Annotated in this window: 8 protein-coding genes; 5 read left to right on the top strand and 3 right to left on the bottom strand. The window is 70.2% G+C overall.

The window, feature by feature from the left end; all coding sequences use genetic code 11:
- The first annotated feature begins 31 nt into the window (after positions 1–31).
- Positions 32–1216 carry a sensor histidine kinase gene (locus tag OX958_RS16030; RefSeq protein WP_270138492.1) on the top strand — a complete coding sequence of 395 codons (1185 nt, stop codon included), beginning with the start codon at positions 32–34 and terminating at the stop codon, positions 1214–1216.
- Positions 1213–1872 carry a response regulator transcription factor gene (locus OX958_RS16025; RefSeq protein WP_270138491.1) on the top strand — a complete coding sequence of 220 codons (660 nt, stop codon included), beginning with the start codon at positions 1213–1215 and terminating at the stop codon, positions 1870–1872. The genes OX958_RS16030 and OX958_RS16025 overlap by 4 nt, the downstream gene beginning before the upstream one ends.
- Before the next feature lie 58 nt (positions 1873–1930).
- Here OX958_RS16025 and OX958_RS16020 read toward each other — a convergent pair whose 3' ends face one another.
- Positions 1931–3451, bottom strand: coding sequence for a glycosyltransferase family 39 protein (locus tag OX958_RS16020; protein WP_270138490.1), 1521 nt, complete (start codon positions 3449–3451; stop codon positions 1931–1933).
- Between the two features lie 182 nt (positions 3452–3633).
- On the opposite strand from OX958_RS16020, the gene OX958_RS16015 reads away from it, so the two are divergent.
- Genes OX958_RS16015 through OX958_RS16005 form a run of 3 tightly spaced genes read left to right on the top strand, consistent with a single transcriptional unit; the run spans position 3634 to position 6758 of the window.
- Positions 3634–3780 carry a hypothetical protein gene (locus OX958_RS16015; protein ID WP_270138489.1) on the top strand — a complete coding sequence of 49 codons (147 nt, stop codon included), beginning with the start codon at positions 3634–3636 and terminating at the stop codon, positions 3778–3780.
- 22 nt (positions 3781–3802) lie between these two features.
- A complete protein-coding gene (locus OX958_RS16010; RefSeq protein WP_270138488.1) occupies positions 3803–5620 on the top strand; it encodes an AfsR/SARP family transcriptional regulator in 1818 nt (605 codons plus the stop codon).
- 22 nt (positions 5621–5642) lie between these two features.
- Positions 5643–6758, top strand: coding sequence for an amidase (locus OX958_RS16005; RefSeq protein ID WP_270138487.1), 1116 nt, complete (start codon positions 5643–5645; stop codon positions 6756–6758).
- A gap of 45 nt (positions 6759–6803) precedes the next feature.
- On the opposite strand, the gene OX958_RS16000 is transcribed toward OX958_RS16005, so the two are convergent.
- Together OX958_RS16000 and OX958_RS15995 are read right to left on the bottom strand one after the other, a co-directional pair.
- Complete coding sequence (locus OX958_RS16000) at positions 6804–7766, bottom strand: TauD/TfdA family dioxygenase (protein ID WP_270138486.1); 963 nt, start codon at positions 7764–7766, stop codon at positions 6804–6806.
- Between the two features lie 48 nt (positions 7767–7814).
- Entirely contained in the window at positions 7815–17621 is a 9807-nt protein-coding gene (locus OX958_RS15995) for a non-ribosomal peptide synthetase (RefSeq protein ID WP_270138485.1), read from the bottom strand.
- Between the last annotated feature and the right edge of the window lie 58 nt (positions 17622–17679).

Raw genomic sequence — 17679 nt, 5'->3', positions numbered from 1 at the left:
GACCGCAACACGCGTCAACGAGAATCAGGGCATGGCCACGGCACTGCACGTAGACGAGGGATCCACGGTTCCGCTGTGGATCCGCCGACCCGACCTGGTCAACCTCACCGCCTACGCAGTCGCCGCACTCGCGTTCACCGGCCAGCTGGTGGCATTGCTCCTCCGCGGATCCGGCTGGCCCACCACACTTTCCGTCCTGCTCGCGGGCGGCGGCGTCGCCCTCTCCTGGTGGCGGCCGTGGACCGGACTGGTGGTGACCAGCGCGACCGCCTTCGCCGTCACGGCGGTGGGACACGATCCCCTGTCGCTGTGGATGATGGCAGTGCTCGTACTGTTCTCGGTCACCTTCCGCGGCAAGCAGCCACTGATCGGTACCGCCGTCGTGGCCGCTTCCTTTCTGGGCGCGTTCATGACGGTAGGAGGGTTTCGCGGCGGGGCGGTGGTGGGAGTCGCCGCGCTCTTCACGGCCATCGCGGGCGGTGCGACCGGCGCCGCGCTGCGGATCTACCGGGAGCACTGGTGGACCCTGGAGGAACGGGCCCGGAGCGCCATCGCCACCCGCGAGAGTGAAGCCACCCGCCGAGTGACCGAGGAACGGCTGCGGATCGCCCGCGACCTGCACGACGTCATGGGCCACCAGGTCGCGATGCTCAGCGTGCACCTCGGGGTGGCGGAGATCGGGCTGCCGGAGGACGCCGAGCCGTCCCGGCAGGCGCTCGTCGCTGCCCGGGCCAACGCCCGCACGGTGGTCGTCGAGACACAACGGATCCTCTCGTTGCTGCGACGTGGCGACGACAGTCCCGACGACGAGGCGCTGCGGCCCGCCCCGGCCCTGAGCGGCCTGGAAACGCTGATCGCCTCGTTCGGCAGCATCGGCCTCGACGTACGGCGGTCGCTGGATCTGCCGGCGGAGCCAGTGGAGTCCAGTGTCGGTGTGACGGTCTACCGCGTCGTCCAGGAAGCGCTGACCAACGCTCACCGGCACGGAGCAGGGACGGCGACCGTGGAGGTTCGCGGGCACGACGGCAGGATCTCCGTCGTCGTGGAGAACCCCAACGCCCGGCCATCGAGCGGATCCGGTTCCGGGAGCCGGCTCGGGCTGGTGGGGATGCGGGAGCGGGTCGAGTCCTCAGGTGGGCACTTGACCGTCGACAACGCCGATGGGCACTTCCGGGTCCGAGCGGACCTCAGTCTGACCGGAGCCGCCGTCCGATGACTCGAGTGCTGATCGTCGACGACCAGGACGACATGAGGGCCGGCATCCGGGCGATGCTGATGCCTGACGCCGGACTGACGGTGGTGGCCGACCTCTCGGACGGACTGCAGGTCGTTCCCTTCCTGCGTGAGCACCCGGTCGACCTGGTCCTGATGGACATCAGGATGCCGGGGATCGACGGCGTTGAGGCGACCCGCCGGATCCGCGCCGAACACCCGGCCGAGCAGGTTCGTGTGATCGTGCTGACCACATTCGACCAGGACGAGATCGTGCTGGCCGCGCTGCGGGCCGGCGCCAACGGCTTCCTGAGCAAGACCGTCAGTCCGGCCGAGCTGGTCGCCGGGATCGCCGAGGTGGTCACCGGCGGTGGGACGCTCTCCGCGGCGGCGACCGCCGCGCTGATCGGTCACATGACCGACCGGCCGCCCCCGGTGGTCGACCGGGAACTGCTCCATCGCTTCCGGGCCCTGACTCCGCGCGAACGGGAGGTCGTCGTCCTCGTCGCCGGTGGACTCGGCAACGACGAGATCGCCACCCGGATGTTCCTCTCCCCGCTGACCGTGAAGACCCACGCGGTCCGGGCGATGACCAAGGTCGGCGCCCGGGATCGCGCGCAGCTCGTCTCGTTCACCTTCCGGGCCGGCCTCTACCCCTGAGGATGCGAGAATCCGTCCGGCGAGACTTAGTTGCCGCAAGCAACCCTGATCGGCCGGTTCACCCGAGGCGGGTCAGCCTGGGCCAGAGGGCCGACCACGGTTGGCGCAGGTGACAGAGCCAGATCGGCTTGCCCTTCTCCCGCGTGGCCGTGGGCGCCGCTACGACCCCTGCCTGACCGAGGGTCCTGCAGGCTTGCTGAGTCCAGTCCGGCACGTCGCCCGGGCCGGTACGCCGATAGCCGTCGACCACGATCGCGATGTCGGCCGAGTCCGGGGGCGGTCCCCAGGTCGCGAAGCCGTTGTGGCCGCTGTAAGCCTGAGGCAGGCCGCGGGACGGGCCGAACCGCTGTAGTGCGGCGGCCTGGCCGTAGCTGGAGGCGTAGACCACCGCGCGCGAGCGTTCGGCCGGGGTGAGTTGTTCCATCGCGTCGGCGACCGAGTCGGCCAGTTCGGGCCAGCCGCTCTGGCTGCGTGCTTGGTCGACAGTCAGCGCGTTGCCGAACGAGATCGCGGTGCGGACCGGCAGCAGGGGCAGGCCGAGCGGTGCTGCCAGCAGCAGCGACAACCCCAGTACGCCGTACAGGGTCAGGGCGCGGGAACGGGAACGCATCCAGTGGTCGACCGCGAGGCCGGCTCCCGCGAAGACCGCCGCATAGGCCCCGGCCAGGTAGGTGGCCTTGCCGCCGGTCAGCATCAGCAGGCCGGCGAAGACGACGAAGGTCACCGTGAAGACGCGGAACTGGCTGCTGCGCCACAGCCAGACCATCCCAGCGACGCACAGCGGCAGCAGAAATGGCCCGACGACGACCTGATACGGCAGCAGACCAAGTGAACCGCCCTGGGCCGCCTGCTCGCGCAGCGCCGAAGCCATGGTGAGCTGCGGCCAGTCATGGTCGGCCTGCCACAGCAGGTACGGCGTCCAGAACGCCAGCGCCACCAGGCCCGCGACCAGGAACCAGCGGCTGAACATGATGCGTCGCGGCCCGACGCAGACCAGAGCCACCAGTACCGCGAACACCCAGAGCGCGAGCGTCATCTTGTTCAGCAGGCCGACGCCGAGGACCGGACCGACGACCAGCCACAGCCGGGTGTCACCGGTACGGATCAGCCGGCACAGCAGCCAGCTCAGCGCGGCGACGAAAGCGAGGTCCGTAGTACTCGTGCCCAGCACATGCCCGGTGATCAGCACCATCGTCGAGCACGAGAACGCCCCCGCCGCGATCAGCTCGGCCCGTCGCGAGCCACCGAGCTCCCGCACCATCAGCGCCACGAACAGCACCGTCAGCACGGTGCAGATCGTGGCCGGGATCCGCACCGCCCAGACTTCGCCCGGCGCCACCGCGTCGCCGAGCCGGGCCAGCAGCGGAGTCAGCGGCGGCTGGTCGGGATAGCCCCAGGCGGGGTGCTGCCCGGAAACCAGGAAGTACATCTCGTCGTGGTAGTAGCCGTACCGATTGCTGAGCAGGGTCAGCACGGCAGCCACCGCACCGAGCAGGAGCAGCAACGGCCGGTTGCGATCGGTCCTGCGCGCGGGCGCGGCCGGTGCGGCCTCTTCCGACGCGGTCACCAGAGAGCTCATGCCCCGACGGTCGCGCATCGCTCTATATGCGCGGCATGAAGACCGCCGGGCGACCGCGTCAGGGTGCTGCCGCTGCAACTTCAGGCCAGGTCGAAATGGTTGGCACGGGGGCGGCGGCAGGAGAAGGTCTTGGTACCGCGGAAACAAAGTACCCAACCAAAAGTTGTCAAGGGGAGAAACTTATGAAGTCTGTCGTCCGTACCGCCGTCGTCGCCGTCGCAGCTCTGCTGACAGTGACCGGTATGACGACCGTCACCTCGCCCGCCGACGATGCAGTGTCCACGGTGATCGTCGAGCTGACCGACGACTGCGTCGTCTGCTGGGACTGAGCGGCATGACGGAGATCCGGCCATGATCAGGTTCCAGTTGCTCGGCCCGATCGAGGTGACCCGCAACGGTCAGCGGCTCGCCCTCGGCGGGTCCAAGATCCAGACCGTGCTGGCGACGCTGCTGCTGTCGCGGAACCGGGTCGTGTCGGACTCGACCGTCTCGGAGATGCTCTGGCGGGGAGAGCTGCCGAGCACCTCCAACGCGCAGATCCAGACCTACGTCTCGCGGCTGCGCAGCCAGCTCGGCCCACAGGTCGAGCTGGTCCGCCAGCGCGGCGGCTACCTGCTGCGGGCGCCGGAGGCGTGGGTGGACCTGGACGAGTTCCAGGCCCACTCCGCCACCGGGCACGCGGCGCTCGAAGCCGACCGGTACGCCGACGCGGTGACCTCGCTGCGGGCCGCGCAGGCCCTGTGGCGTGGCCACGCGCTGGTCGGCGCGACGGAGTACCTGACCGAGGTGGAGCAGCCGCGCCTGGAAGAGGCGCGGCTGGCCGCGGGTGAGGCACTGATGACCGCAGAACTTGCCTGCGGCAACCATTATCGGGTGGTGTCGGAGCTGACCGCGATGGTCAGCCGGCACCCCCTGCGGGAGAACGTGCGCGGGCTCTCGATGCTCGCGTTGTACCGCTGCGGCCGGCAGGCCGAAGCGCTGGCGACGTACGACGCCTGCCGCCGGCACCTGGCCGAGGAACTGGGCATCGATCCACGCGACGAGCTCAAGGCCCTGCGTCAGGCGATCCTGGAGCAGGACCCGGCGCTGACGGCACCTGAACCGGTCGAGGTGACCAGCCGTCCGTCCGGCGAGCCGCCGGCGCAGCTGCCGTCCGCGCCGTCCGACTTCACCGGCCGGGCCAAGGAGGTGCCACAGCTCGACGCCGTACTGCGTCCCGGCGGCGCCACGACGGCCGTGGTCGGGTTGGCCGGGACCGGCAAGACCGCACTGGCGTTGCAGATCGCTCATGCGGTCCGTGACAAGTTCCCGGACGGTCAGCTGTATCTCGACCTCGCCGGAAGCACCGCCGATCCGGTGCTCCCGGCAACGGCCTTCGCGACGCTCCTGCGTTCACTCGGGGTCCCCGAAGGCGAGCTGCCGACCGACTTGGCCGGGCGGGGCCGGTTGTTCCGTCAGCTCGCGGCGGAGCGCCGCCTGCTGATCGTCCTGGACGACGTGGCGGACGAGTCCCAGGTTCGTCCGCTGCTGCCCGGTGGTCGCAGGACCAGTGTCCTGATGACGTCGCGGCGCCGGCTGGCCGCGTTGGAGGGAACCACCCGGACCGTACTGCGAGGCTTCACCGCGACCGAGGCGGAGTCGTTGCTGCTGGCACTTTCCGGCCGGGCCGACCCGGTCGCGACCAGGAAGTTGCTCGCCGCAACGGGACGGCTGCCGCTGGCCGTCCGGGTGCTCGGTGCCCGGCTCGCCGCCAACCCCGACCTCACCGTCCCGCAGGTCGCCGCCCGGCTCTCCGACGAGCCCTTCGGTCAACTGCGGCTCGGCGATCTCGATGTCGGCGCCCGGATCGAGACGAGCTACGCCCAGCTCTCGCCGGTACGCCGCCGCGCGCTGCGGCTGCTGTCGCTCGGGCTGACCGGCACCTTCTCGATCTGGCAGGCCGCCGTACTGCTCAACGACTCGCTGGTGACCGCGCACGAACTGCTCAACGAACTGGCGGACCAGCATCTCGCCGAGGTGACCGGTGACCGGCTCGACCTGTACTCGATCCACCCGCTGGTGCGGGCCTATGCCCGGGACCGCGCTTTCGCCGAGGACGCGCCGCACGAGCGGAGCGCGGCGCTGGAGCGGATCCATCAGGGTTCCCGGCTCTGGAGCCCCGCCGCCTGACGACCGACCGAACGGACCCTTCATGACCAGCTGGCTGCACCGCTTCAGCACGCCCACTTCCCCCGGGAATCCGGCCGGACCGCGAGTGGCGGTGAAGGACGCGATCGACGTCGCCGGTGTTCCCACCACTGCCGGCTGTCCCGCGGTCGGTGACCATGCCGAACCCGCGGCCACCGACGCGCCGGTGGTCGCGCGGGTCCGGGCGGGTGGCGGCACGATCGTCGGCAAGACCAACCTGACCGAGCTCTGCCGGCCACCGGACGGCGTGAATCCCTGGACCGGTACGGCGCGCAACCCACTGGATCGCAAGCTGGTCCCCGGTGGGTCGTCCAGCGGTTCGGGTGTCGTGGTGGCGGCAGGTGAAGCCGACCTGGCGATCGCCACCGACACAGGTGGATCGAGCCGGATTCCGGCCGCCTGCTGTGGTGTCGCCGGCCTCAAGACGACGGCCGGCCGGCTCCCGCTCGACGGAGTCTTCCCGTATGCGCCGTCGCTCGACGTGGTCGGTGTGCTCGCCCGCGAAGTGGAAGGGCTGACCCAGGCGATGGGCATGCTCGAGCCGGGCTTCGTCGCGACGCCGTACGAGGGACGCATCGGCCGGTTGAGGCTGCCGGAGATCACGACCGATCCGGTGGTCGACCAAGCAGTGGACGACGCGCTCGCCAGGTCCGGGTACGAGGTGGTCGACGTGCCGCTCACCGGCTGGCTGCGAGCCGGGGTGGCCGCCGGGCTGGTCATCACCGCCGAAGGGCACGCCGCGCACCGCCACTTGCTGGACGGCGGCCGGATGAGTGACCGGGTCCGCGAGTGGATCGAGCGGGGCAAGTACCTCGACGATGAACTCATCGCCGACTCCCGTCAACTGGGCCGGGAGTTTCGCGCGCTGCTCGACACCAAGCTGGCGAAGTACGGGATGCTTGCTCTGCCAACGCTGGTGTCGCTGCCACCTCGACTCGGTGAGGAGAGCCGGTTCGAGTTCCCGGCCCTTACCGCGCCGCTCAACCTGACCGGCCACCCTGCAGTCGCGGTACCGGTGCCGTTGGCCTCTTCGCCGGTTCCTGCCTCCGTGCAGCTGATCGGTCCGCACAACGCCGAGGGCCGGCTGCTTTCGGCGGCTTCGGCGCTTCCGGGCTTGTAGGACACGGGCGGCCTCGCTGCTACGAGGCCGCCCGTGCCGGCTGGGTTACCGCACCAGTACGTGCGCGTCCTGGGGACGGAGGTCCCGGGAGGCACGCAGGTCGCGGAGTGAGAAGGTGCGCTGCAGCCACCGGTCCAGCCCGTCGTACCGCGGGGTGAAGCTGGTCCGGCCGTGCACGGCGACCCGGTTGTCCACGATTGCCAGGTCGCCCGGCTCCAGGTAGACCGTGGCAGCTGTTGCCGCCAGCACCGTCTGCAGTTCGAGCATCGCCGCTTCCGCCTCCGCGCCCAGTGGTTTGGTGGCAGCGAAGTCGACCAGCAGGTCCGGGTCGTCGGGAGCACCGGTGAGGATGCCGTGCGGTTTGGTCAAGTCTCCGCCTTCACCGAACGACGGCGGCGGCGCGGTGATGTAGTCCGGGCGGAACAACGCCTCCACGCACTCCTTGCTGAGCTTGCTCAACGCAGTACGGATGCAGGCGACCCGCAGGCCGGCCACCTTCTCGTGGTCGGCGCGCAGACAGAGCAGCAAGACGTAGTCGGGCCTGTGCGGATGGAAGGCGTTCTCGTTGTGGAACGACAGCAGTACCGAGCCCTCATTGCCCTGGAACCGCTCACTTCCCGGCACCGGTACGACGTCGTGCACCAGCGCGCCCGACTTCTCGGCCAGGTAGGCCGCCGGGTCGCCGAGCCCGCTCGCCACCAGGGTCAGCAGCGCGGCAGGCACTGTCCCTTCCTTCTGTACCGATCCGCTGACCGCCGGGGTGTCCGGCACCGCCCGCTCGTCCACGGGCAGACCGCGGACGAGCAGCGCGCCGGTCTCGCCGGAGAAGCGGCGGAACCGGGCCAGCGTCTTGCGCAGGGAGGCCGGCAGGTCGTGGTACCCGGCGGCAGCGGCCTCCACCCAGGACAGGGAGTTGACCCAGCCGTCGCCGGCCGAGACGACACCCCGGGCGACCAGTTCGGCCAGCTCGCGTTCGTCAGGGGCCAGCTCGAGCGTCATTGAGTTCATCTTCGTGCTCCTTCGGATGTCAGCTGTTCTGCAGCTGGTGCGTTCGAGTCAGTCGGCGTAGCCGCCGAAGTCGAGCAGCAGACGGTCCTGCTCGGCCTGGCTGAGTTGGCCCAGGACGGCGACGGCGGCGTCCAAGTCGGTGGTCAGCTGGTCCAGCAGCTCGACGTACCGGCGCAGGTGCTCCTCGGTCTCGGAGCGGCCGAAGGCGTCCGGCCGGGTGTCGAGGTTGAGCTGGATCCGCTCCGGGCCCGGGAAGACGCTGAGCCGTAGAGCGAAGTGGGTGTCGTCGCGGGCGTCGATGTGGACCAGCCGGACGCCGTTCACCGACAGGTTCAGCAGGCCCGCGTCGAGCGGGTAGTTGAAGATCGAGATGGTGCTGTCGTAGAGCGGGCCGATCCCCTGCCCGGCCTGGATCTCACTGGCACCCAGCTGGTGGTGCTCCGACAGCGCGGACATTTCCTCCTGGATCCGGCCCAGCAGTTCGGCGACGGTGTCCCCGGCCGCGGGACGGACCCGGATCGGGATCGTGTTCACGAACAGCCCGACCATCGTCTCCACCCCGCCGACCTCGGGCGGCCGGCCGGACACGGTCGTTCCGAAGACCACGTCCTGCTTGCCGGTCAGCCTGGCCAGGAAGAGTCCCCACGCCGTCTGCAGCACTGTTCCGACAGTCACCCCGGTACGCCGGGCCAACGCCGCGAGGGCCTCCCCCAGCTCGGGGGTCAGCAGTTCGATCACCCGCTCGGGCGGCACCGCGTTCCCGTCGGTCACCTCCGGCGCGACCAGGGTCGGCTCGGTCAGCCCCGCCAGTGCGTTCTTCCAGGCCAGGCGATCGGCCTCCAGTTCGTACCGGTCGAGCCACTCGAGGTAGGACGTGTACGGCGCCACGGCAGGCAGCTCGGAGCCGCCGTACGCGGCGAACAGTTCACTGAGCAGCACCGGGACGGACCAGCCGTCCAGCACCAGGTGGTGGTTCGTCACCACCAGCCGGTGGAGTCCGGGTCCGAGCTTGATCACGGTGAACCGGACCAGTGGCGGCCGGGCCGGATCGAACTTCGCCAGCTGCTCGTTCTCCAGCAGGCGCAGCAGTTCCGCCTCCTGGGTCAGCGCGTCCAGCGAGCTCAGGTCGACCTCCGTCCAGGGCATCTCCAGCCGCTCGTGCACCACCTGGTACGGCGTACCGGACGAGTCGTGCACGAAGCCGGCACGAAGCGTCGAGTGCCGGACCAGCAGGTTGTCCGCGGCCCGGTGCAGGGCCGGTACGTCGAGCGGTCCTTCGAGGTCCAGCCAGATCCGCCCGGTGTAGAGGTCGATGCCTTCCTCCGCCAGCAGCGCGTAGTACAGGAAGCTGTCCTGCAGCGTCGTGACGGGAAGGATGTCCGCCAAGTCCGGGTACGCCGCCTCCAGTTGCTCGATCGCCGGCTGCTCGATCCGCGCGAGCGGGAAGTCGGACGGTGTGCGTCCGGACACCTCACTGCGCACCAAAGCGTCGAGCGCTTCCCACCACAGCTCCCCGAGCTGACGGACGTCGTCGGCCGTCAGGACACCCGGCGCATAGAGCCACTCGGCGTGCAAGGTGGGCCCGTCCGGGCCGTCGAGCACCATCGCGTTCAGCTCGACCGGATGCCCCAGCGGCATCCGCGGATCGGCGCCGGGGACCAGGTCGGTCCGCAGCAGCGACCAGTCGCCCCCGGCGGAGCCACCCGCGATCCGGCCGAGATAGTTCAGCTGGAGCTGCGCCCGGCCGGCGGCCGGCGTCCGGACCTGCTCCTTGACGGCCTTCAGGGTCGCACCAGGATCGTTGCCCGTAGCACCCAACCGGACCGGTCGCACCTCGGTGAACCAGCCGACGGTCCGCGACACGTCCACGTCCGGTACGACGTCGCGCCCGTGTCCTTCGAGGTCGACCAGCACGGAGTCGTTGCCCCGCCACTGCTTCACCGCGAGGGCAAGCCCGGCCAGCAGGACGTCGTCGATCCCTCCGTGCACGGCCTGACCGACTCGGGACAGCAGCGGTGCGGTCGTCGCGGCAGGAAGGACCAGCGAGATCCGCTCGGCGGAACCGGCCGTGTCGATCTCCGGATCCAGCGGGCGACTTCCCAGCAGCGGCTCGTCGAGCACCTCTTCGCTCCCGCTCGCCGCCGTCGCTGGCACCTGCGCGCTCCAGCCGGCGAACGACGTACCGACCGGGTCGAGCTGTCGTCCCTGCCAAGCCGCCAGCAGATCGGGCAGCAGAATCCGCCACGACACTCCATCGACGGCCAAGTGGTGGATCATCAGCAGCAGCTGTCCGGAAACCGACGGCCCGGCGTCGAACCAGACGGCCTGCAGCATGACTCCGTCGTACGGCGCGAGTCGCGTGCGGGCCGCTTCAGCCTCCGCGACCTGCCTGGCCTCGATCGCCTCGGCGTCCAGGGAACTGAGGTCGACGCGCGTCACCCACGAGGAGATGTCTGTCCCCGAGGGGCGCTGCTCCACCGTCCACGGTTGGCCCCGGCGTACCTGGAAGCGCAGCGCGTCGTGATGATCCACGACCTTCTGCAGGGTCGAGGTCAGCCGCTCGAGCCCGAGTGTCGCGGGCACCTGCAGCAGAACGGATTGATGGAATCCCGGCCAGACGTCACCGGCCGCTGCGAGCGCCTGCTGCAGCGGGGTGAGGACCACCGGCCCTTCGACCGGCGCCACGGCGACGGGCTGCGACTCGTCCAGCTTGCAGACCTCCGCGAGCCGGGCCACGGTCTGGTGCCGGAACACATCGCGTGGGGTGAAGACCAGCCCCGCCTTGCGAGCGCGGCTGACCAGCTGGATCGACATGATGCTGTCGCCGCCCAGATCGAAGAACCCGTCGTCGGGTCCTACCTGGGTCACGCCGAGGACCTCGGCGAACAGCTCCGCGAGTGCTTGAGCGGTCGAGCCGCTGACCGGCGCGGCAGCCACCGGCGCCGCGACCGGCGCCGGCAGCGCTGCCCGGTCCAGCTTGCCGTTGGGCGTCAAAGGCAACGAGTCCAGCCGGACGATCGCGCTCGGCACCATGAACTCGGGCAACGCCTCTGCCAGCGACGACCGCAGATCCTCGTCGCCGCTCGACACCACGTAGCCGACCAGACGCTGGTCGCGGACTACCACCACCGCGTGCCGGACCGACGGGTGCGCCGACAGCGCGGCCTGAATCTCGCCGAGCTCGACGCGAGCGCCGTTCAGCTTCACCTGGTCATCGACCCGGCCGAGGATCTCCAGCCTGCCATCGGCCGTCCATCGCACCTGATCACCGGTGCGGTACAGCCGGCCCTCACCGAACGGGTTCGGCACGAACCGGGAGGCGGTCAGCGACGGACGCCGCAGGTAGCCGCGCGCGACCCCGGCGCCACCGATGAACAGTTCCCCGCGCGACCCGACCGGTACGACCTCGAAGTTCTCGTCCAGGACGTACAGCGTGACGTTGTCGTGCAGCCCCACCTGGCCGTCCACCGCGGCGATCGGAATCCGGTGCAGCCCGGCCACCGAGGTCACCCGGTAGGCGGTCGAGTCGATCGCGGTCTCGGTCGGTCCGTACTGGTTGTAGAACTCCACCCACGGCAGCCGGTCGAGCACCTGCTGCGCCAGCGCGACAGGCAGCTCCTCGCCACCGGACAGCAGAACTCGCAACGACCGGCACTCCTCCAGCCCGCCGTCGGCGAGCATCACCGCCAGCATCGACGGCACGAAGTACACGTGGGTGATCTCCTGCTGCTGGATCGTCTCGCGCAGGTACTGCGTGTCCAGGTGGCCGCCGGGTCGCGCCAGCACCAGCCGGGCGCCCTCACTCAGCGGGCCGAAGATCTCGCCCACCGACACGTCGAAGCCGGTCGGGATCTTCACCAGCACGGAGTCGTCCCGGGTGTACCGCAGGTACGCCCGTTGCGTCCACAGGAACCGGTTGACGGCACCCCGATGGGTGGCCAGGACGCCCTTCGGCTGCCCGGTCGAGCCGGAGGTGTAGATCAGGTAGGCGACGTCGTCGGGCCCGGTCAGCGGCTCCAGTTCGTCGTCGGAACGCTGCCGCCACTCGGCGGAGTCGACCAGCACGACACCGGCGTCGGACTTGGGCAGCGCGGCGACGAGGTCACTTCGGCTGATCACCAGCGCGGCGTCGGCGTCCTCGACCAGGTACGCGAGCCGGGCCGGCGGGTAGTCCGGGTCCAGTGGCAGGTAGACACCTCCCGCCTTCAGTACCGCGAGGGCTGCGATCACGAGGGAGGACGAGCGGTCGAGATGGACGCCGACCACCGAGTCCGGGCCGACACCCAGCCCCCGCAGATGCCAGGCCAGCCGGTTCGCGGCGGAGTTCAGTTCGGCGTACGTGAGGGTCTCGCCGTGGTCGAAGACGGCGACCGACGAAGGCGTCCGGGCGACCTGCTGCTCGACCAGACCGTGGATGGTGATCCAGTCCAGCTCGCGGGCGGTCTCGTTGCGCTCGGCAACCAGCAGCGCGCGCTCGGCGTCGTCGACGATGTCCAGCGAGCCGATCCGCCTGGCTGGTTCCGCCGCGACCTGGGCCAGCACCCGGCAGTACCGCTGCACCAGTCGTTCGGCGGTGCTGTGGTCGAACAGGTCAAGTGCGTACTCCAGGTGGCCGGACAGTTCGTCACCGTCGCGCAGTGAGAGCTGTAGATCGAACTGCGCGATGCCCGAGTCCACCGGTGCCTGCGTCACGGTCAGCCCCGGCAGCTCGACGGCCGCGGGCGGCCCGCTCTGGAACGGCATCATGACCTGGAACAGCGGGTGCCGCGCCGACGAGCGAACCGGGTTGACCAGCTCGACCAGCCGGTCGAACGGCAGATCCTGGTGCGCGTACGCCGACAGGTCCGTCTCCCGCACCCGGGCCAGCAGCTCCTCGAAGGTGGGATCGCCCGACGTGTCGGTCCGCAGGACGAGCGGGTTGACGAACATGCCGACCAGCTCGTCCAGAGCCTCGTCGGTCCGCCCGGCGTTCGGCGTACCGATGGGGATGTCGGTGCCCGCGCCCAGCCGGGTGAGCAGGGCTGCGAAGGCGGCCTGCAGCAGCATGAACAGACTGACCTGGTTCTCCTGGGCCACGCTCGTCAGCGCACTGTGCAGGTCGGACGGCACGGCCACCGGTACGACGTCGCCCCGGTTGCCCGCCACGGCCGGCCGCGGCCGATCCGTGGGCAACTCCAGCTGGTCGGGCAGACCGGCCAACTGCTGAGTCCAGTACTCGACCTGTCGCCGAGCGCGGCTGTCCGGGTCGCTCTCGTCCCCCAGGAGATCCCGCTGCCACTGGGCGTAGTCGGCGTACTGGACAGGCAGCGGAGTCCACTCCGGAGGAGCACCCGCTGCTCGGGCGGCGTAGGCAGTGGCGACATCCCGAGCCATCGGTGTCGTGGACCAGCCGTCACAGGCGATGTGGTGCACGGTCACCAGCAACACGTGGTTGTCCTCGGCAACTTCGAAGAGGACGGTCCGCAGCGGCGGCTCGACACTCAAGTCGAACTCGTACGCCGCTCCCCGCACCAGTTGGGCGTCAAGGTCGCCGTCGGCCGGCACCACGTCGAGTGCCACCGAGGGCGGCAGCACCACTTGGTGCGGAGTTCCGTCCTCGTCGGCGAAGACCGTGCGCAGCGTCTCGTGCCGCTCGACCACATCGGTGAGGGCGACCCGCAGTGCCTCGACGTCGAGCTCGCCTGCCAGGGTCACGGCGAACGCGTTGTTGTAGGTCGCCGACGGCCCCTCGAAGCGGTTCATGAACCACAGCCGCCGCTGGGCGAAGGACAACGGCACCCTTTCGGTCCGCTCGTACGGCGTCAGCGCCGGGCGCTCGGGCTCCGACCCGGTCAGCTGCGCGGACAGGCCGGCCACCGTCGGGTGCTCGAACACGGCACGGACCCCGAGGTCGGCACCCAGTGCGGCCCGGATCCGGCTGGTCAGCCGGGTCGCGGTCAGCGAGTTGCCGCCGAGCGCGAAGAAGCTGTCGTCGATGCCGACCCGGTCGAGGTCCAGCAGTTCGGCGTACAGGCCGCAGAGGATCTCCTGCTCCGGCGTGCGGGGTCCGCGCGAGGTGACCAGCGCACCGAAGTCCGGCTCCGGCAGCGCCTTGCGGTCCAGCTTGCCGTTCGGAGTCACCGGTAGGTCATCGAGCTGCATCACCAGGCTCGGCACCATGTACTCCGGCAGCCGGGCCGCGACCGCGGTCCGGACCTCGGCGCCGTCCAGCTCGATGCCGTCAGCAACGACATAGGCAACGATCCGCTGGTCGCCGCCCGAGCTTCGGTGCACCACCGCCGCGGCCTGGCCGATCCCTGGCCGGCGGAGCAGGGCCGCCTCGATCTCGCCGAGCTCGATCCGGAAGCCGCGGATCTTCACCTGGTCGTCGGTGCGGCCGAGGTACTCCAGCACGCCGTCCGCGTTCCAGCGGACCACGTCGCCGGTGCGGTACATCCGGCTGCCGGGCGCGCCGTACGGGTTCGCCACGAAACGCTCGGCGGTCAGGTCCGGGCGGTTCAGGTAGCCGCGGGCCAGCTGCACGCCGGCCAGATAGAGCTCTCCCGCGAACTCCGGCGGGACCGGCGCAAGGTTGTCGTCCAGCACGTAAACCTGGGTGTTCCAGACCGGACGGCCGATCGGGACCGAGCCGGCCGGGGTCTCCTCCCCTGGCCGCAACCGGTACTCGACACTGCCGACGGTCGCCTCGGTGGGGCCGTACTCGTTCACCACGGTCACGTCCGGGTGCGCTGCACGCCAGGCGGTGAGGGCACCACCGGTCAGGTTCTCGCCACCGACCAGCAACTCACCGGCGCCGAACCGGTCGCCGGGCCACTCCTCCAGCATCGGCAGATGCGTCGGGGTCGCCTTCAGGAACGTGACCGCGTCCGAATCGGCGTCCACCGCGCCCACCTGTACGCAACCACCACTCACCAAGGCACCGAACATCGTGGTGACCGTCAGGTCGAAGGTCACCGGCGAGTGCAGCAGCGTCTGCCCGCTGAGGCCCGGATAGGCCTGGCCGACCCAGCGCAGGTACTGGCCGAGAGCACGATGCTCGACCACAACACCCTTCGGCCGGCCGGTGGAGCCGGACGTGTAGAGCAAGTACGCCGGGCTGCCGGCCGCCACCGCCACCTCGGGCTTGAGCCCGGTGACCGGTAGGTCCTGCAACAGCTTCAGCGTCTCGGCCGAATCCAGCAGGATCGTCGTTCCCTCGAAGCCGGCCGGCGTGGAACCCGCCGCGACCAGTACTGCGGGTCGCGCGTCTTCCAGGACCTGTCGGGTCCGCTCGACCGGGTGGTCCAGACCCAACGGCAGGTACGCGGCCCCCGACTTGACCACTGCAAGCAACGCGATCAGCAACTCCGCGGAGCTCGGCAGCGCGACAGCGACGTACTGCTCGGGTCCGGCGCCGTGCGCCAGTAGCAATCGGGCGAGGCGGTTCGTCTCGGCGTCCAGCTCGGCGTAGGTCAACCGGCGCTCACCGTCGAGGACCGCCAGGGCATCCGGCATCCGCGCGACCTGCTCGGCGAACATCTGCGGCAGGGTGCTGGCCGTCTGACTCGCGTGCTGCCAGTAGGAGACGTCGATGGAGGCTTCGGTCGGCCCGTACAGGTTGTGCAGCGGTACGTCGGGCAGCCGGTGCCTGAACTCCTCGGCCAGCTCGGTCGGCAGCGTCTCGCCGGAACAGAACACCCGGCGCAGACCGGTGCAGTCACCGGCAGCGGGCTCGGCCAGGAACCCGGCCAGCATCGACGGCACGAAGTGCACCGTCGTGACACCTTCGTCCTGGATCAGCCGCGCCAGGTACGCCGGATCGCGGTGCCCGTCCGGCTTCGCGATCACCAGGCCGGCCCCGACCTGGAGTCCCCAGAAGAACTCCCAGACCGACACGTCGAAGCTCATCGGTGTCTTCTGCAGCAGCCGGTCGCTCGGGTCGAGCCGGTACTCCGACTGCATCCACAGCAGCCGGTTGACCACTCCGGCGTGCGGGACGAGCACGCCCTTCGGCCGCCCGGTCGAGCCGGAGGTGTACATCAGGTAGGCCGGGTGCTCGGGCGTCAGGACCGCGGTCCGCTCGGCGTCGGTCGGATCGGTGTCCGGTTGCGCCCGGACCAGTTCGTCCAGCTCGTCGCCGGTCAGCAGGACCCGGACACCTTCGGGTGCCACGCCGCGGTCGGTGATCAGCAGCGCGGGAGCCGCGTCGTCGAGGATGAAGGCGATCCGCTCGCCGGGATAGCCCAGATCGATCGGCAGGTACGCCGCGCCCGTCTTGACGACGGCGTACATCGCGACCAGCAGTTCGATCGATCGCGGCAGCGCCAGGCCGACCACCTGCTCGGGTCCGACCCCCTCGGCGATCAGGTGGTGCGCGAACTGGTTGGCCCGCCGGTTCAGCTCGGCGTAGGTCAGCTCGGTCTCTTCGTACCGCAGCGCCACCGCCTGCGGGGTCCGCCGTACCTGAGCCTCGAAGAGGTCCGCCAGGGAGCGGGTGTCGATCGGCGTCGAGGTCTGGTTCCAGTCGACCAGCACCTTGCGGCGCTCCTCCGCCGAGATCAGCTCCACATCGCCGACAGCGCGGTCCGGCGAAGCGACGACCTGCTCGAGGAACCGCAGGAACCGCGTGCGGTGGTTGTCGAGTTCGTCTGCGGTGTAGCGGTCCGTGCTGCCGTCGAGATCGACCCGCAGCCCGTCGCCGCCGTCGTACACGGCGATGGCGAGGTCGTCGACCGCGCCGTGCGACAGGTTGTGCAGGGTGGTGCCGTGGCCGCCGAACCGGAGGTCCTGGTTGAAGGCCATCACGTTGAGCATCGGGCCCTGCAGACCAGTGCCGTCCGCGGGGATTCCCAGGTCCTGCCGGATGTCTTCCAGGCGGTACCGCTGGTGCTTGAGCGCACCGCGCAGCGCCTCGGTGACCACCGGGACCAGCTCGGCCAGACTCTGCCGCGGCCGCACGGTGACCCGCAGCGGGACATGGTTCGACAACATGCCGGGGGTGGCGAGTGCCAGCCGGGTGGTTCGCGCCGTCACCGGGAGGGTCAGGATCAGGTCGGTCTGGCCGGTCACGCGGTGCAGATAGGCGGCGGTGACCGCGATGGACCACACCGACCAGTGCGTACCGGCCGACCTGGCCGCCTTGCGCAGCGCGTCGGTGCCCGCGGCATCCAGTCGGCCGGAGCTGCGGTGCGGTACGTCGTTCGAGCGGTCCGGTCCCGCCGGACGGCGGCTGAGCCGGATCGGGTCGGGCAGGCCGTCCAGCTGCCCGAGCCAGTAGTTGCGATCGGCAACGAATGCCTCGGAGTCGCGGTACTCACGCTCTTCCGCGATCAGCTCGGCCAGCGTTCCGAACGGGGAGTCGCCGAACGGGCGGCCGTGCAGCAGGTCGGCGTACAGGTCGGCGAGGCGCTTGGCCATCAGTCCGCCCGAGTAGCCGTCGAAGGCGACGTGGTGGCCGCGCTGGTACCAGATCGACAGTTCGCCGGAGACCGTGAACAGCACGGTTCCGGTGAGTCCGCCGGCGGTCAGGTCCACCGGACGGGCCAGGTCGGTCCGCATCCAGGCGAAGGCGGCGGCCCGCGGGTCGGCCTCCGTGCTGACGTCGACGTGCCGGACCACCGGCTCGGCCGGCTCGGCGCGCAGGTCCTGCCACAGGCCACCGGCCGAATCGTTGCTGACAGCATCGATCCGGCCGGCCTCGGCCTCGGTGGCGAGCCGGCGCCAGGCCTGCTCGAAGAGCCCGGGGTCGACGGGCCCGTCGATCTCCACGCACTCGCCGATGGTGTAGCGGTGCCCGGACTGGTCGAGCTGGTGGGCGTACCAGACGCTGGTCTGGGCGACCGACAGCGGCAGACGGACGATCGAATTCTCAGCCATGGTCCTCATCGCACGATCGGGTGTCGCACCTTCGGCGGAAGGGCGGGAGACGGATGGG

The organism is Kribbella sp. CA-293567 (assembly GCF_027627575.1).
Classification (GTDB): domain Bacteria; phylum Actinomycetota; class Actinomycetes; order Propionibacteriales; family Kribbellaceae; genus Kribbella.
Note: the sequence above shows the minus strand (reverse complement) of the source record. Positions and strands in the feature narration are given on the sequence as shown.

What these genes read in the sequence shown, in the direction of transcription:
- OX958_RS16030 (WP_270138492.1), top strand. Translation starts at nt 32, where the DNA reads ATGGCCACGGCACTGCACGTAGACGAGGGATCCACGGTTCCGCTGTGG.
- OX958_RS16025 (WP_270138491.1), top strand. Translation starts at nt 1,213, where the DNA reads ATGACTCGAGTGCTGATCGTCGACGACCAGGACGACATGAGGGCCGGC.
- OX958_RS16020 (WP_270138490.1), bottom strand. Translation starts at nt 3,451, where the DNA reads ATGAGCTCTCTGGTGACCGCGTCGGAAGAGGCCGCACCGGCCGCGCCC.
- OX958_RS16015 (WP_270138489.1), top strand. Translation starts at nt 3,634, where the DNA reads ATGAAGTCTGTCGTCCGTACCGCCGTCGTCGCCGTCGCAGCTCTGCTG.
- OX958_RS16010 (WP_270138488.1), top strand. Translation starts at nt 3,803, where the DNA reads ATGATCAGGTTCCAGTTGCTCGGCCCGATCGAGGTGACCCGCAACGGT.
- OX958_RS16005 (WP_270138487.1), top strand. Translation starts at nt 5,643, where the DNA reads ATGACCAGCTGGCTGCACCGCTTCAGCACGCCCACTTCCCCCGGGAAT.
- OX958_RS16000 (WP_270138486.1), bottom strand. Translation starts at nt 7,766, where the DNA reads ATGAACTCAATGACGCTCGAGCTGGCCCCTGACGAACGCGAGCTGGCC.
- OX958_RS15995 (WP_270138485.1), bottom strand. Translation starts at nt 17,621, where the DNA reads ATGGCTGAGAATTCGATCGTCCGTCTGCCGCTGTCGGTCGCCCAGACC.